This is a genomic window from Maribellus luteus, from assembly GCF_003576475.1.
In the GTDB taxonomy this organism is placed as follows: Bacteria; Bacteroidota; Bacteroidia; order Bacteroidales; family Prolixibacteraceae; genus Draconibacterium; species Draconibacterium luteum.
In genome coordinates this window covers 410,709-426,380 of sequence record NZ_QWGR01000003.1, presented here as the reverse complement: position 1 = coordinate 426,380, position 15,672 = coordinate 410,709, and the positions used below count along the sequence as shown (strand labels likewise).

Here is a 15,672-nt window from a genome sequence, read left to right as displayed (position 1 = left end):
TTCAGGCTCCGATTATTATGTTTTGTCCATCGTCAGATAACTGCGAAGGAAGTACTTCCAGGTTTTTGTAAGCTGGGCCCTTTATCACATTCCCCTGCAGGTCGTATTCTGAGCCGTGGCAGGGACACACCAGGCGGTCGCCCTCGGTTTTGTCAATTTTGCATCCGAGGTGGGTGCAATGAGCCGAAAAAACAGTGGTAGCGTTGTTCTTCGTAACAATAATGTACTGATCGGCAAAAAACACTTCCTTGTTTTTCGTAAACGGAACCGTGGTTCTTTGCTGCTTGGTGGTTTTCAGGTGGTAGAGGGTTAGCTTGTTCCAGATGAACACAAAAAAAGCAACAATTCCGGCCAATGCGATTTTCAAGAATGTTCTCCTGTCGTTCATCTGTTACGATTTTTTTGTCGGTTATTTCCTGCTTTTCTTTCAGCTAGATTATGCCATCGGTTTGGCAAATATGAGATAATTTGGAATAATTTGAAACCGACATTTCTTTTTTATGTTATCTAATATTCTTTCCGGAAGGCTACTGTCTCTTTACCATTGGGCATTTGGATGCATTTTTCAGTGAACTTATGTCGGTTGTAGTTTTTATTTAGACTCTGTATTTAATGTATCATTTGTTCTCAATTAATACTAAAAAGTATTTTATTTAGATAGGCTAAAATCCATTAATGTATTTTTTATTTATTTGTTGTTCAGTTGATTGTTGTGTATTTTATAATCATATGTGTTTTATAGCATTCTTTCTTGTAGCTGTTCTAATTTACTTATTTTTAATGTTTTCAAATTGACAATTGACAGCTTTCTAATACGAAAACCTTTTTATATTTGCCATCATATCTAGAAATGCAACTATTTAGATATTGATATTAGATAATTGATGAAATAGATGAAAGGCAAGCATGTTTGCCTTCTTACCATAAAAATGTTTCACGCATGAAGACAAGACGGGATTTTATCAGAATTTCAGCAGTTGGAACCGGAGCTGCGGCTCTTAGCATAAAGGCTTTTGGTTCGAACGGATTTGGTCTGTTCAAATCGGAAACCGAAGGGCCGGTGAGCGACGAAGATCTGACTCCTTATCCAACCTATTGTGAAGTGTGTTTCTGGAAATGTGCAGCCTGGGCATATGTTGACAAAAGCGGCCGCATCCGGAAAGTGATCGGAAACAAGAACGATCCGCACTGCAACGGTCGTTTGTGTCCGCGTGGCACAGGCGGAGTTGGAATGGTTTACGATGAGGACCGTCTGAAGACGCCGCTGATCCGGGAAACAAAAAAAGACGGCAGTCAGTATTTCCGGGAAGCAAGCTGGGAAGAAGCGCTGGATTTGGTAGCCGGGAAAATGAAAGAAGTAAAGGAAAAGTACGGCCCGGAAGCGTTTGGCTTGTTCAATCACGGAACTCCGGGGGGGCATTTTCACCATCTTTTGCGTGCCTATGGTTCTGAAACCAATGCAGAACCGGCCTTTGCCAATTGCCGCGGACCGCGTTCGTCAGCTTATTTTTCCACTTTTGGCGCCTACATTGGTTCGCCTGAGTCGACTGACATTCGCGATACTCGCTGCCTGGTACTGATCGGGTCGCACCTGGGTGAGAACATGCATAACTCGCAGGTGCAGGAGATGTCGGATGCAATTGATAACGGTGCAGCTATTATTACTGTCGATCCCCGGTTTTCAACCGCTGCAGCACATTCCAGTTACTGGCTTCCGATTAAGCCGGCTACGGATATTGCCCTGCTGATGGCCTGGATTCATGTGTTGATTTATGAAGGACTTTACAACAAGGAATTTGTTGAGAAATATACGTTTGGCTTTGAATACCTGAAAGAGCATGTTAAAAACATGACTCCGGAATGGGCTTACGGAATTACCACCATTGAGCCGGAGCAGATTCGCAAAACGGCCCGTGAAATGGCAGGTGCAGCACCGGCGGTAGTGATTCACCCCGGAAGGCATGTGGTTTGGTACGGCGACGATACCCAACGCGAAAGGGCAATGGCGATACTTACCGCACTGCTGGGAGCATGGGGGAAACGAGGTGGCTTGTACTTGCCTGAAGGAATTTCGGTTCCGCATTTCCCGCAACCCGAATATCCGGAGCCGGAATGGACCTGGAAAGACCTGAATTATGGGAAATATCCTCTGGCAACCATGGGGATTACCACCGAATTGCTGAAAGCATCGATTCCGAGATACAACTACGAACACCAGGTAAAAGCCTGGCTGGTAGCCGGAACAAACCTGCCGCTGTCGATGCCGGATAAGCCTTTGTTTAAAGAAGCAGCAGCTTCGGTAGAATTTATCGCGGTGATGGACACCATGCCGATGGACATCACGGGGTATGCTGATGTGATACTTCCGGAAGCTACTTACCTGGAGCGCTACGATGCTATTCGTTCGGCGCCCAACCGGGAACCCAACATTGCGTTGCGTATGCCGGCCATTGAGCCAAAATACGATACCAAACCGGGATGGTGGATTGCCAAACACATCGGCGAACGCCTGGGCTTGCACGATTACTTTAACTACGATGATTATGCAGAAGTGATCGACTGGCAGCTGAAAAAGATGGGAACTTCGCTCGAAGAGATGAAAAAAATCGGGCTGAAGAAATTCCCAAGAAAGAGCGGTCCGCTTTACCTTGGCGACGGAGAAGATTTTACTTTCAATACAAATACGGGAAAGGTGGAATTATACTCTACCGATTTTGCCGACCACGGGTTCGACGCGCTTCCAAAATATACCAAACATCCGGAACCACCGCAGAATTTCTATCGACTGATTTACGGCCGTGCTCCGATGCATACTTTTAGCCGTACGTCGAATAACCCGAATCTCTCGGATTTAATGAGTGAAAACAGTGTTTGGGTGAACCCCAAAGTAGCTGACTTGTGGGGACTGAAAAAAGGCCAGGAGGTTTGGTTGAAAAACCAGGACGGGCACATTACCTCGTTCCCGGTTAAGGTTCGTGTAACCGAAAGAATTCGCTGGGATTCGGTTTACATGGTCCACGGTTTTGGACACAATAACAAAAAACTGTCGCGGGCATTCGGGCGTGGAGCCAGCGATACCGAAATGATTACCAACGTGGCGGTTGACCCGATAATGGGCGGAACCGGCATGAGAGGAAACTTTATAACTTTTTTAACAGAAGATCCTGCACTGGAAGGAAAGGAGGTTAAAGCATGAGATATGCAATGGCAATTGACACAAAAAAATGTGTCGGGTGTGGCGACTGTGTAGTGGCCTGTCAAACAGAAAATAATGTGCCTCACGGCTACTGTCGCGACTGGATTGTTGAAAGCGTTGACGGAACTTATCCGAGCCTTAGCCTGGAATTCCGTTCCGAGCGGTGTAACCATTGCGATAACGCTCCCTGTGTGCGTTGTTGCCCAACGGGGGCGAGCCACATTGAAGAAGGTGGAATTGTTGCGGTAACCCACGATAAATGCATCGGTTGCGGAGCCTGTATTCAATCGTGTCCCTACGATGCACGGTACTCGCATCCGGAAGGGTATGTGGATAAATGTACATTCTGTTTGCATCGTGTGCAGAAAGGTCAGAGTCCGGCCTGTGTGGATGTTTGTCCGACCAGATGCCTGCACTTTGGCAACCTGGATGATCCGAACAGCGATGTTTCACTGGCTATCAAAGACCGCAAATGGAAAGTGCTGGCGCCGGAAGCCGGTACAAAACCTCAATTGTATTTTCTTACCTAATCCATAAAATTGACAAAACATGAAGGAAGAATTATTTGTAAGTGGACGTAATATTCCGAATATTGATCCTTACCTCAATATCTGGCATTGGCAAATTCCTCTTTATTTGTTTTTAGGAGGTTTGGCGGCCGGTATTCTTTTCTTTGCCGGATTTTATGTGGTTCGTGGAAAGGAAAAGCAGATGCAGGCTACCGTAAAATGGGCGCCTATTATTGCTCCCATCGCGCTGGTGCTGGGATTATTTGCCTTGTTTCTCGACTTAAAGCATAAACTGTTTTTCTGGCAGTTGTATACAACCGTGAGGCTGGAATCTCCCATGAGCTGGGGAGCCTGGACCCTCATGATTATTTCACCTCTTTCTTTTATCTGGGTGGCCAGTTACATGAAAGAACTGGTTCCCGGCTGGAACTGGAAGTTCAATTTTCTGGAACGGTTTGAAGCCTGGGTGATCAAAAACCGGGAGTATTTTGCCTGGGCAATGATGATCTATGCCATTATTCTTGGGGTGTATACCGGTATTTTGTTGTCGGCCTTTAACGCCCGCCCGCTGTGGAATACCTCTATTCTGGGGCCTTTGTTCCTGGTGTCAGGGTTTTCAACGGGTTTGGCAACCATCATCTGGATAAGCAAAGACGAAAAAGAACGCAAGAAACTGAGCCGTATCGATTTGATCTTGATTGTGATCGAGCTCTTTTTGATCGTCCATCTTTTTATGGGCTTCAAAGCCGGCTCGCAAACTGCCATCGAAGCGGCCAACCTGTTTTTGGGCGGACCGTTTACCGTAAGTTTTTGGGTGTTTGTGGTGATCCTGGGGCTAATTTTCCCTGCCGTATTGGAAGTGCTTGAACTCCGCGGATTTCATGTGCCCAAATGGTTGCCGCCGGTAATGATCCTGGTGGGCGGATTGATGTTCCGTTTTATCATGGTGGAAGCCGGTCAGATCACTCGTTATTTGTACTAAATCAAAAAAATAGCATACGCATGAACGTAAATAATACCATCGATAATCAACCCAAATACATCAACCCGTACCTGGGGGGTGTTTTGCTGGGCTTGTTGATTCTTTTAACGGTTTACATAACCGGTAGAGGACTGGGAGCCAGTGGCGCTGTAAAGAGTGCGGTAGTAACTACTTCGAACACGATTGCACCATCGGCCACAAAAGCCAATAATTACATGAGCCAGTTTGTGAGCGACGACCATTCGCCCATGTACACCTGGCTGGTGTTTGAAACGCTTGGCGTGTTGGTGGGCGGTTTGCTGTCGGGCCTGCTTTTCGGACGCGTTAAAAAGTTCAGAACCGATCACGGGCCGAACATTACCAGCAGAAAACGTTTGATATGGGCCCTCATTGGCGGTGCCTTGTTTGGGCTGGGCAGCCAGTTTGGACGAGGATGTACCAGCGGTGCCGCTTTAAGCGGAACGGCAACTTTCGCCCTGGGAGGGGTGATCGTGATGTTCTCGATTTTTGGAACCGGGTACATCATCGCTTACTTCTTTAGAAAATTATGGATATAGAAGAAAGTTGGCAGTCGCAGTTGGCAGTTCTCAGTGTCGAAATTCCTGAGACTGAAAACTGAGACTGAAAACTAAATAAAAACAGAACATTCAAAAAATTAAAATATGGGACCATTAATTCCTAACGGTATAATAGGCGGAGGCTGGGATTTCGTAATCGCTCTTTTGATCGGGATCGCTTTCGGGTTCATTCTTGAAGCAGCAGGGTTTTCGTCGTCAAGAAACCTCGCCGGTGTGTTTTATGGCTATAACTTTGTGGTGCTTCGCGTATTTTTTACGGCACTGATTGTTGCCATGGTTGGCATTATGTATTTCGATTGCCTGGGCTGGCTCGACCTGTCCAAAATATTTATACTTCCCACCTACCTGGGCCCCATGATTGTTGGGGGAGTTATCATGGGTTTTGGCTTTATTCTGGGAGGCTATTGTCCCGGAACCAGTTTTACCGGTTTGGCAATCGGTAAACTCGATGCCTTGTTTTTTACCATTGGCCTGTACCTGGGTATTTTGGTTTTCTCGGTGGCTTTCCCGCTTTTCGAAGACTTTTACAGCAGCGGCTCGCTCGGAAATGTAACACTTACCGATGTTACCGGAATCCCGGCATCGTACTTTGCCCTGGCATTTACGGTGGTGGCCCTGGCCGCTTTCTGGGGAACCATGCTGATTGAAAAACGTGTTCGTAAGAATATGAAACAATATAAATTCTAGGAAAATGAACAGAAATTATATTTTTCTTACCCTGCTGATGCTTGTACTTGCTGCCGGAACGGTGTTTCTGACAATGGATGACGAGCCCAACCAGGTTGATCCCGAAATCCTCTTACAGGAAATTATTCAGCCAACCCGGTATGTAAGTACCGACCAGGTGGCAAAAATGATCATCCAGGGAGACCCTTCCCTGATGCTGATCGATGTTCGGAGTGAAGATGATTTTCAGGGTTATTCCTTGCCGCGCTCCGTTAATATTCCGCTGGATAGCTTGCTGACAGCCGACAATCTTTCGTATCTCGGGATTCCGGGAACCAAAGTGGTGTTTGTTTCCGACGACGACATCAGGGCCGACCAAATGTGGGTACTGACCAAACGGCTGGGCTACAAGGGAACCTACGTAATGCGCGGCGGGCTGAACTGCTGGATGCAGACCATTATTGAGCCGGAGCAGCCCTCTGACGATGCATCGTATGCCGACATGGAAACCTACTCGTTCAGAAAAGGAGCCCAGATTTACTTTACGGGTGCCGAAGAAGAAACTTCGGACGGTGCGAAAGTGGAAGTACAGGTGCAAAAAAGAGAGAAGACCAATGTAGCCTTAGGGGGTTGTTAATTAAAACCGTAAAAAACTATTACCATGCATATACATGAATTAAATCCGTGGAGAACGCTTATTGCTCTTTCTGCTTTTGTGGTTCTTCTGGTCGTCGGTTTCCTAACCATGCAGAAGCCCTTAATGGCTTACCAGTTAACGATGGACGAAAGCATCAAGGAACTCACCGAGTCTGAGCTGTATTTCTATCCCTGGGACCTGGAGGCTGTGATCGCCAAGGAAACCGATACGATCATTCTTTTTGATATTCGCGACCGGTTTGTTTTTGGACAGGGACATATTCCGGGAGCCGAAAACCTGTCGGCCAACGACCTGACCAAAGAGGAAAACATTGCGCGTTTGGAAGAGCTAAAGGAAAAGGGGTTTACGGTGGTGCTGTACGGAGAGGATGAACTGCAGGGCAACGGCCCGCTTATGCTGTTCCGCCAGGTAGGATTCAGCAACGTGAAGTTATTGCTGGGAGGATACAATTATTACTTTCAGCACAAAGACGATCTCTATTCTACGGTTGATGACGATGGGTATTTGAAAGGATTTGCACGTTTTGATTATGCTGATATGGCTGCCCCTAAAGAAGGCGCTCTTAACAGTGGTGCAGAAAAGAAAGAAGTTCAGGTGCAGCGCCGCGAAAAAACAAACGTGGCTGCCGGAGGTTGCTAAAAAACCATACAAGTATATATTTTCGGAAAGTCCCGGTGAGTTTTTTACCGGGATTTTTTTGATTAAGCTGAAAAGAAATTGCGCGCTGATTATACCCCGCTGGTTCCGATTTGCAATCGGGACCTTTTTGTTACAAGCAAGAATCGCTGTTATATCTTTTTTCAGCCTTGCAGGCCGGGGCACGATTTACAAAATCGCGCCAGCAGAAAGAAATTGCCCGCAGATTACGCAGATTAACGCTGAATGATTCCAAAGTTTAAAACTTTGGGAAAGATGATAAATGCCCCGCTTCCACGCAATTTTATCGCGTGTTTTTAATGATCGGAACAAGATGAAATAGTGCTCAAGCGGGGTGAAAATTATAAATCGATGTCTGCATCATACGAACAGTGCCCTGGTTATTCCAGTAGACAATATTTCAGAAAATTATCGGCTATACTCCTATGTTCCTTTTCTTCTTCTTCAAGGAAATTAACTGCCTTACTGAATAACCCGCTACATCCTGCATTCCTGAAAATCAATTGCAGTTCCTCGTTTTCTTCCATATCGGTTTTTTGAAACGTGCTTAGCCGGTCGATATTCCAGTATTTCATATCTATTTTCGATAGTCCGGTTAAATCTTTTAGTTTTTCACCCTCGGGAGTTGCCTGATTGGTAAGAAGCAAGAATGTTTTTATCAACAAAACATTGTCTGCTATTTCGACCAATAAATAGCCCAATTTGGTTTGGGCATATACATAATCAACAAGTATTTTTCCCCGAAAGAATGTAATAACCGGGTTTTGAAAAGAAAGATATACATACAGCTCCACACAATCGCGACTGAGTGTATCTATCCGTTCTCTTAGCCTGTTTATGGCGTGCGTTTGAATGTAAACAGGAATATCGATATTATTAAATGCCGTTGGCTTTTCGAACAATGAACGCTTAACAGACACCCATTCAGGATGAATCATGTAATAAGCATAAGAACCAACCCGGAATGCAGGCCGGGTATGTCCATCAATCCGAAATTTCTTTTGCTCACAGGGATATGCGTTAAGTTCAAACTCCAGTCCTTTTATACGTCCCGAGTTGTCGCTGATAATTTGCGGTTTTACATGTGACTGAAACTTATTCAGCTCCGATGCCATCATCGAAAAAGTACTGCAAAAAGCAAATAAGTGCGATCTGAAATCAGTTTCTGCCTGTACAATATCCAACCGCTCTTTCATAAGGGTATAAGCCTCCTGCATTTCCGGTTCTTCCTGCTCGGCAAGCCAAGTCTGCAAAACATGCAAACTCAGTCCGTAAGTATAAAACTCTTTTATCGACATGGTATAGTCGCCCTTTTTTATAGTTACTTTGGTTTGCTGTGCTTCCTTATCAATCGTCTGTTTTAGTAGTTTTATGTCGCTGTTGCTTAAACACGAGCAATTACCCTGGCGTATTTTTAACGAGCTGTCTTTAATAGAATATAATGCTTGCATAACCGTTGGTGTGAGCACGCGGTAAACCTGCCCGCAACCACTTTCAATAAAAATATGTTGTATATGCCTGAGAAAATGATTTCGTTTTTCAGCCTCCAGTTGTTTCCTGTTGCAGTTTGTTTTTTTCTTTTTTCGGTTTCGGCTCATGGGGTCGGGTTTGAGTTTTATTACTATTTGGGTGACTCGGGAGTCGTGCTATATTTTGTTTATGAGGGGAACGCGATGAAATCGCGCACCAGTGAGGGCTAAAACCCCGCCTGACATATTACGATTTGTTGGCAACCGTTTTTATTAATCCCATATTTTTAAAAATTCTTACAAGTGCTCCTTTTGTTCCATCGTGCACAGTTCTCTCAACAGGAGGAGGATTCATGTAAGAGTTTCCTTTTAAAGTATTGTGTTTTGTGTTGTACAATAATCTTCCATTTTTATCAAAAAGTTTCATTTCAACTTCTGTGTCCCAGTTGTGACTTACCGGAACAAAATAAATAGCTTGGGTGGCATATATGAATTTTAGTTTAGAAACCAAAAGTGCATCTAAATTGTATTGAGAACATATCTCTTTAATTTTTTCTATATCCGGTGTCTGGTAAGTTATATTCTCATCTAGGGATTTATAGTTATCTAGGCTGTATTCCTTTAATGTTTCAATAATTGTCGAGTCAAAAATATTGTTTGTGAAAGGATATATTTTAGCAAGAATGGTATCGCCGTCAAGGGAATTATACCCCAATGAACTAATATCAACTTTCTCATCCGTTTTATAGAGAGTCTTTGTGCCAACTGCCGCGCAAGAGCACAAAAGAGTTGAAATGATAATGAATTTAATAATTGTTCTCATCCGTTTAATTTCTTTTTTCAAATAATTTCCAATGAGTTGGTACATGTTGTCGGGGAACTGCGAAACGATCCCGAAGCCCCGGGACGCAGTTGGCATACCACCGAATCCCGCCCCGCAAAATGTAATTTGTTGTGCATATCTTTTTATTTCGATGGCGATGGCGGAGGTGGTGGCGGAGCTGCTGCTGAAGCTGGCGGTGGTGGCGGTGGTAATTTCTTGCCGGTTGCTTTCTTCCCATTTTCAAGAAACGAAATCATTTCCGAAGCTTTATTTCCTACTTTTAATATGATCCCATTTTTATCCACTATTAGATGAGTTGGATATAGTTGTAAATTTAGCTTTGTTTCAATAAACTCTTTTTGGTTGGGAACTACCTGGTATTCAAAATCCGTTTTCTTTAAAAAGTTCTTTAGTTCATCTTTAGTGTCTCTTGCTAAACTCAAAAAAATCAGATCATTTCTATGTTTGTTTTTCTCGACAAATTCATTTAGTTCCGGGAATTCCGCAACACAAGCTTCGCAGTTAATAAACCAGGTTTTTAGAACGATCGTTTTCCCTTTTGTGCTTTCGTTGGTGTAGATGTTCCCGTTCAAGTCGGTCAAGTTAAATTCAGGAAGTGGTAATCCTTCCATATTAAAATATTTGAGGTCTGTCAGCGATTTATTTTTTATGGTGCTTCCAATGTTTTTGTCTGCATTCGAATCCAGCTTAAAAAGTTTATATGTTTCGACTTTATCGTCAGACTTTAACTTTAAAGGGATGTAATTGCCGGTAATTAATTTTTCCAAGAATTGTTTTTTGGGAATCGTGTCTGATAGTTCGTTAAGCCCCTTGAAATCTGATGATAAAGAAATGTTATAGGATTGGTAAGCCCACCATTTCAGGTAATCAGAAGTAAGTTCACTGATATTGACTTTAGGTTCCAGCGCTTCAACTTTTTCTATCAGTTGAGCTTTTTTTGATTCTTCGGCGCAGGAAAAAACAAAAATTGATAGCAGTAAAATCGTGATTAATTGGAATGTTTTCATTTTCGTTAAAGTTATGCCCATGCTCCTGTGCTATTTTATCGCGTGTTTTTAATGAAGGGAACGCGATGAAATCGCGCAGACAAGAGGGTTTTCGGGGCGCGTTCGTATTCTCCGAAGAAAATACTGGCGCGAGAACAATAGCCTCACAAGCTATTGAATCCCAGTTGTTTTGTGTAGGATGCAGTGCACGGTGCTTTTTTTGAATTATAATTTTTAAATCTATTAATTGTTTCATCCATTAAATTAAGCTTGGGATATTCTTTCCAATTCCAAGTCCTTGAATTTCCATTGATTTCTGAAATAAGACGTCTTAAATACTGAGATTCGATTTGGTCTCCATTGATAACCTTCAAGTAGTTGTCTCCATCAGATGTCTCATAATATAGATACTCATTGCCTTTTGAATATCTATTTATTTCTTCAATCTCGACATTTTTATAGTTCCATTCAAAATCAATTGTAGAAGTTTTTTGGATGTAGTTTTGTGTGGAGCTAGGGAAAGCATGGAGATGAGCATGTTCTGTTGAACAAAGAGTCCTTTTCGTTTTTTTTGAGTTTCCATGCTCAAAGAAGTGTATTGGTTCATTAAAAATATCAGTCATTTTTTCATGTACTTCTTTTTTGAAAGTTTTAAGTTGATTAAAATATTCATCACTTAATGCAGCCATACTTATAAAGTGGTCTCTTGGGCAAATTAATATGTGTCCTACCATTAACGGTCCAATACTTGGGATAAGGGAGAAGTATTGATTCTCATACAAAACAGTTCTCTTATATAAATACTTCGGTTTCTTGCTCAGAATGTGTATCAAGTCATTATCAATCTGGCCTTTAATCTGGCCGCATAAATAGCATTTTTTGTTTTTGCAATTTATTTCTCCATTCTTTTTATATTTTTCATATTTCTCTTCTCCATTTGATAATTCAGATAATATTCGGTGTTCTCGTTCAATTAAATCGTTTATTTCTCTTGGATATACAAAATCATTAAACTGGTCGGGTTTATATTCTGCTTCTTGCTCAGAAACAAATCTAAAAATCCTTAAATGACGAGCGAGTATTCCAACTTCCTCTCTTAAGTCAGAGTTCAAAATGTCTCCTGAGTTGGATTGAATTATCTGTTCAATTTCTTTCCCGACTTGAACTATCTCAGAAATTAATTTCTTATCAGATTCAGTAAGTTCATCTCTTTTACTAATTAAATACCGAAGTGCTCTAAAATCAGTCGGTTTGTCTTTTGCTAAAACCTCTCTTAACATCTTACTTGTTGTAAACGCCTGTAAAATTGGTCTATGAAAAGAATTTAGCATTTTTTCATACATTTTACGTTTTTCTCTTCTTTTGCTTATCTGGTCATTACCCCAAATTGTAACGTAAATTGCCAAAGCAATTGTCATAAGAGAAACTGCTAATTTTGCGATGTCTATCCAATTAAAGTTTTCCATTCAGTTACGTTATTTTGTCTAGATTGTATTGTGCGCAACTATGGTGGGATGAGGTCGTGGCGGTCACGACGGGAATCTAAGTGTCCGGCCTAAGCTGATGTCGGCACCAGGTTCGATCGTGCCAAATAGTGCTAATCCTGCCATGACTTATACCACGCTTAGCAATAGTTATTTTTTTACGCTTCTTAAATTTATCATTAGATTTTCTCCTTTTGGTGTTAAATACCAAAATAAAGCCATCCCACCTTTAGTCGTTTGTGTGTATTTTATGTCTGTTAAGCCCAATGCTTTAAAATGTATTTTAATAGTTTGGAATTCTTGGTCATCGATAGTTGCTGTTCCAGAAGTTCTTGCATCAGGAACAGTTGCATGAATAACAGTGCTTAATATTGATTTTGCATTTACATCATTAGGATGGTCAATTAGATAAGGTGAAAAAAGGCTAAATATCTGTTTCCAAGAAATAGAAATCTTCCAATCTGAAATAATCTCTCTTTTGTTCCATTTATCCCAGATCCGATATTTCCCTGAGATATTTATTTTATCATCTAAATCTGCTAAATCAACTTGGTCACTTTTTACCAAGTTTTGTTGCTCTAATGCAAATTCTTTTAGTTCCTGATTTTGTTTTTGAAGTTCACTCAATTGCTTATATAAATTTGGGTCGGCGATTGAATTAGCCCTTGTCCATCCAATAGCGGGATAAGTTTTAATTGTTTTTGAAAGACTCAGTGCAACCAATCCAGGTAGTTCATCTAATCTATTCCAAAATTTAACCAGTCTATTGGTTGCAACCTTTTTCTTAAATTCTTCAAGTTTCATTCTTAATTCAGAATCTTTTTCTGATTTGCCAAATGAAATCTCGTCCGGATTAGCGTGAATGAAAGCTATTATTTTAGTATTTTTTTGGTTTGCATAATCATATTCTTTTTCAGTATAACTTATTCCATCCTCTGAAAGGGAACCATATCTTCCCCCAATAATCAGTAGATAATAATCACAGTCGTCTATGACTTTTTTTATAAAGTCAAATTGTTCTTCATCAATTGCAGGAAAAATCTCCATTCCTGCGGGAATACAATCTAATTCCATAATTGTCTGAATGACTTTTGCTCTTTCTTCTTTAAGGTCAGCATAAGTGGAACTTACAAAGACTTGATAACGTTTATTCATGGTTTTCTAAGTTATTGCTAATGTACGTATAATGCATCATTTAAGTAATTTACATTTTCTATAGGTACATCAAAATATATCGTTTCCAATGATATACACTTGTAAATAACACTTTTTATGGTTTACTAATTTCTCTCTGTTTTTATGTGATAGAGCGTATTCAACGGTTTTTAATGATTTGCTGCTTAAATATAATCAGAAAATCAACCAAGTCTTTTCTAAACAGGGTGTTATCGGGCATAAACTGCCGGCCGAAGTTCGCGGTTCTAAGTAAAACCCTCGTTAGGCTCGCTTTTTTCTACAGAAGGCTGGTGGAAAGTAAGAACACTCTCACTTTTTAGTCCGGGGTGCTGGCAAAAAGCAAGATTATACCTCGCTCTCTTTCCCGACCTTCTCGTTTTTTGTTAGAAAAGGCTGGCTTTTTTTTAGAACATCCTTGTTCAGGACTAAAACCTTCTTGCAAAAAACAGGGTTACAGGCCGTTTTTTACTCCATGCACGGGGTAAAAAGTTAGCTTGTTTGAGTGTTTTTCATGCTTTTTCTGGTTTTGGTCAAGGGCAATGCATCAAAAAGCCAGGTTGTTGGAGTTAAAAATGAACTTATCGAAGAAAAAAACGGGAAGAAGGAAGTCGGGAGCCGGGTGTTTGTATTCACTTTGCCTGATGGGCTCTAAAAACACAAAACCCGGGCGGTTAAAAGCGAGGTTTTGTTACAATAGTCTCAGTTTGCAGTCACAGTTCTCAGTGCCTGTCCGTCTTTTGAGGGATTCAGTGTTCAGAGTCAAGCTCGTCGCTCGCAGCTTGTAGTTCAGCGTTTAGTGTTCAAAGTTCAGAGTTGCGCTCCATGCTCTTCGCTCCATGCTTCCTGAAAGAGTTGGCTTCGCAAGCTCGCCATGACGTCAACGAGGGGGTGTTCCGGCAGCGGACAGCAGCTGACAATTTCCAGTCACGACACAAGATGTCCGCTGCCAAACGAAAAACAAAAACGGACGTCATTGCGATTCGTCTGTCAGCCGACGGACGGAGAAGCAATCTGAAGGGGATTTGTTGCCGTGTTGCCGTGTTTTCCTTGCCGCTCGCAGCTTGTAGTTCAGGGTTCAGAGTTGCGCTCCATGCTCCATGCTCTTCGCTCCCTGCTTCCTGAAAGAGTTGGCTTCGCAAGCTCGCCATGACGTCAACGAGGGGGTGTTCGGGCAGCGGACAGCAGCTGACAATTTCCAGTCACGACACAAGATGTCCGCTGCCAAACGAAAAACAAAAACGGACGTCATTGCGATTCGTCCGTCAGCTGACGGACGGAGAAGCAATCTGAAGGGGATTTGTTGCCGTATTGCAGTGTTTTGCTCGCCGCTCATGGTTCGCCGCCCCGCGCTTTTATCAACGAAACACGATGTTCCGGCAAAGCAGAAAGAGCATAAAAAAAGCGCCAGGTCTCCACCTGGCGCCGCAAAGACATGTGAAAGGCTATTCTACCGAATTGGATGCGGTAGCCTGCCACTCTAAATACGCTCCATCGTAAACTTTTACTTTCGGGTATTCCAGTGTTTTCAGGGCCGTGTAAAGCACACAGGCACGTACACTGGTTTCGCAGTAAACGATGGCTGTTTTGTCGCTTGTAATACCTTTGTCCTTAAAAATTGATTGCAATTCTTCTTTTGATTTGAGCATTCCCTTGCTGTCGAGAAGCGTTTCGTAGTTGATGTTCGACGCTCCCGGGATGTGGCCTTTGCGAATCTCGGTTTCAGCCGTGCCCGCAAATTCTTCTGCAGTACGGGCATCGATCACAGCATAAGCCGGGTTGCCGATTGCCTTTTTCACTTCATCCATATTGGCGAGCAGGGCCGCGTTGGGTTTGGCATTAAACGTAGTGGCCGCAACTTTCGACGGTGAACCGGTAACCGGTTTTCTTCCGGCTTTCCAGGCTTTAAAGTTGCCGTCGAGTACTTTTACGTTGGGTGCTCCCAGGTATTTGAGCATCCAGTACATCCGGTTGGCGTACTTGCCCGAGCCTTCGTCGTAAACCACAATGGTTTTGTCGGTCGAAACACCTTTTTCTCCCAGTATTTTGGCCATTTCAGCTGTGGGTTTGATCAGGTTACGGATGGGGTCGTTGTTGCAAAGCGAGGTGTGCGGAATGCTAACGGCACCTGTGATGTGTACTTTGTACCCATCTTCATCGCCTGCCCATACTACCACTACATCGCTGTTTTTAGAGATCTTGGCCAGCTCGTTCACCGAAATAAGGTCTTGCGCCTGCGCCGAAATCAATGATGTCAGGAAAAACACGATTCCCAACAGAAGGTATCTACTTTGTTTCATTCGTTTTAAATTTTTGTAATTATTCGTATTTCATCTGGTTCGCAATGTTCATACCAATGGATGGTACACCCGTTGGCTAATTTTACACATTAAAATTTAAGCGTCTGCTTTTTTGCGGGCACTAGCACTAAAATTTAACCTGAAGTTGAACCATTATGCGGTCGTTCTTA

General features: G+C 42.6%; 14 protein-coding genes. 7 read left to right on the top strand and 7 right to left on the bottom strand.

Annotated elements, in window-relative coordinates:
• Position 1: 1 nt before the first annotated feature.
• Positions 2 to 388, bottom strand: a complete 387-nt coding sequence (locus D1614_RS07360) for a QcrA and Rieske domain-containing protein (protein ID WP_119437244.1) — start codon at positions 386 to 388, stop codon at positions 2 to 4.
• Positions 389 to 940: 552 nt separating this feature from the next.
• Between D1614_RS07360 and D1614_RS07355 the strand changes: the two genes are divergently transcribed.
• From D1614_RS07355 to D1614_RS07325, 7 genes are all read left to right on the top strand, one after another.
• Positions 941 to 3,196, top strand: coding sequence for a molybdopterin-containing oxidoreductase family protein (locus D1614_RS07355; protein WP_119437243.1), 2,256 nt, complete (start codon positions 941 to 943; stop codon positions 3,194 to 3,196).
• Positions 3,193 to 3,726 (top strand): 4Fe-4S dicluster domain-containing protein, encoded by a 534-nt coding sequence (locus D1614_RS07350; RefSeq protein WP_119437242.1) that lies wholly within the window; start codon positions 3,193 to 3,195, stop codon positions 3,724 to 3,726. Before D1614_RS07355 ends, D1614_RS07350 begins: the two co-directional genes overlap by 4 nt.
• 19 nt (positions 3,727 to 3,745) lie before the next feature.
• Positions 3,746 to 4,687, top strand: a complete 942-nt coding sequence (gene nrfD, locus D1614_RS07345; protein WP_119437241.1) for an NrfD/PsrC family molybdoenzyme membrane anchor subunit — start codon at positions 3,746 to 3,748, stop codon at positions 4,685 to 4,687.
• 20 nt (positions 4,688 to 4,707) lie between these two features.
• Positions 4,708 to 5,244, top strand: a complete 537-nt coding sequence (locus tag D1614_RS07340; RefSeq protein WP_119437240.1) for a YeeE/YedE thiosulfate transporter family protein — start codon at positions 4,708 to 4,710, stop codon at positions 5,242 to 5,244.
• A 105-nt stretch (positions 5,245 to 5,349) separates the two neighbouring features.
• Positions 5,350 to 5,952, top strand: a complete 603-nt coding sequence (locus D1614_RS07335) for a YeeE/YedE thiosulfate transporter family protein (RefSeq protein ID WP_119437239.1) — start codon at positions 5,350 to 5,352, stop codon at positions 5,950 to 5,952.
• Positions 5,953 to 5,956: 4 nt separating this feature from the next.
• The gene (locus D1614_RS07330) at positions 5,957 to 6,568 is read left to right on the top strand and encodes a rhodanese-like domain-containing protein (RefSeq protein ID WP_119437238.1); all 612 of its coding nucleotides are present in this window, start codon (positions 5,957 to 5,959) and stop codon (positions 6,566 to 6,568) included.
• A gap of 24 nt (positions 6,569 to 6,592) precedes the next feature.
• Complete coding sequence (locus D1614_RS07325; RefSeq protein WP_119437237.1) at positions 6,593 to 7,228, top strand: rhodanese-like domain-containing protein; 636 nt, start codon at positions 6,593 to 6,595, stop codon at positions 7,226 to 7,228.
• Positions 7,229 to 7,626: 398 nt separating this feature from the next.
• Here D1614_RS07325 and D1614_RS07320 read toward each other — a convergent pair whose 3' ends face one another.
• From D1614_RS07320 to D1614_RS07290, 6 genes are all read right to left on the bottom strand, one after another.
• Positions 7,627 to 8,844: a hypothetical protein gene (locus D1614_RS07320; RefSeq protein ID WP_147384087.1), complete on the bottom strand. Its 1,218-nt coding sequence runs from the start codon at positions 8,842 to 8,844 to the stop codon at positions 7,627 to 7,629.
• 118 nt (positions 8,845 to 8,962) lie between these two features.
• Entirely contained in the window at positions 8,963 to 9,538 is a 576-nt protein-coding gene (locus D1614_RS07310) for a hypothetical protein (protein WP_147384084.1), read from the bottom strand.
• Positions 9,539 to 9,681: 143 nt separating this feature from the next.
• Positions 9,682 to 10,587 carry a TlpA family protein disulfide reductase gene (locus D1614_RS07305; RefSeq protein WP_206609942.1) on the bottom strand — a complete coding sequence of 302 codons (906 nt, stop codon included), beginning with the start codon at positions 10,585 to 10,587 and terminating at the stop codon, positions 9,682 to 9,684.
• 122 nt (positions 10,588 to 10,709) lie between these two features.
• On the bottom strand, positions 10,710 to 12,011 hold the full coding sequence (locus tag D1614_RS07300; protein ID WP_119437232.1) for an HIT domain-containing protein: 1,302 nt from the start codon (positions 12,009 to 12,011) through the stop codon (positions 10,710 to 10,712).
• Positions 12,012 to 12,179: 168 nt separating this feature from the next.
• Entirely contained in the window at positions 12,180 to 13,184 is a 1,005-nt protein-coding gene (locus tag D1614_RS07295) for a DUF4062 domain-containing protein (RefSeq protein ID WP_119437231.1), read from the bottom strand.
• A 1,463-nt stretch (positions 13,185 to 14,647) separates the two neighbouring features.
• A complete protein-coding gene (locus D1614_RS07290) occupies positions 14,648 to 15,502 on the bottom strand; it encodes a sulfurtransferase (protein WP_119437230.1) in 855 nt (284 codons plus the stop codon).
• Positions 15,503 to 15,672 lie beyond the last annotated feature (170 nt).

Excerpts from the sequence above, each read along its gene's own strand:
- D1614_RS07350 (WP_119437242.1), top strand. The coding sequence starts at position 3,193 with ATGAGATATGCAATGGCAATTGACACAAAAAAATGTGTCGGGTGTGGC.
- D1614_RS07320 (WP_147384087.1), bottom strand. The coding sequence starts at position 8,844 with ATGAGCCGAAACCGAAAAAAGAAAAAAACAAACTGCAACAGGAAACAA.
- D1614_RS07325 (WP_119437237.1), top strand. The coding sequence starts at position 6,593 with ATGCATATACATGAATTAAATCCGTGGAGAACGCTTATTGCTCTTTCT.
- D1614_RS07330 (WP_119437238.1), top strand. The coding sequence starts at position 5,957 with ATGAACAGAAATTATATTTTTCTTACCCTGCTGATGCTTGTACTTGCT.
- D1614_RS07295 (WP_119437231.1), bottom strand. The coding sequence starts at position 13,184 with ATGAATAAACGTTATCAAGTCTTTGTAAGTTCCACTTATGCTGACCTT.
- nrfD (WP_119437241.1), top strand. The coding sequence starts at position 3,746 with ATGAAGGAAGAATTATTTGTAAGTGGACGTAATATTCCGAATATTGAT.
- D1614_RS07290 (WP_119437230.1), bottom strand. The coding sequence starts at position 15,502 with ATGAAACAAAGTAGATACCTTCTGTTGGGAATCGTGTTTTTCCTGACA.
- D1614_RS07360 (WP_119437244.1), bottom strand. The coding sequence starts at position 388 with ATGAACGACAGGAGAACATTCTTGAAAATCGCATTGGCCGGAATTGTT.
- D1614_RS07300 (WP_119437232.1), bottom strand. The coding sequence starts at position 12,011 with ATGGAAAACTTTAATTGGATAGACATCGCAAAATTAGCAGTTTCTCTT.
- D1614_RS07305 (WP_206609942.1), bottom strand. The coding sequence starts at position 10,587 with ATGGGCATAACTTTAACGAAAATGAAAACATTCCAATTAATCACGATT.
- D1614_RS07310 (WP_147384084.1), bottom strand. The coding sequence starts at position 9,538 with ATGAGAACAATTATTAAATTCATTATCATTTCAACTCTTTTGTGCTCT.
- D1614_RS07340 (WP_119437240.1), top strand. The coding sequence starts at position 4,708 with ATGAACGTAAATAATACCATCGATAATCAACCCAAATACATCAACCCG.
- D1614_RS07355 (WP_119437243.1), top strand. The coding sequence starts at position 941 with ATGAAGACAAGACGGGATTTTATCAGAATTTCAGCAGTTGGAACCGGA.
- D1614_RS07335 (WP_119437239.1), top strand. The coding sequence starts at position 5,350 with ATGGGACCATTAATTCCTAACGGTATAATAGGCGGAGGCTGGGATTTC.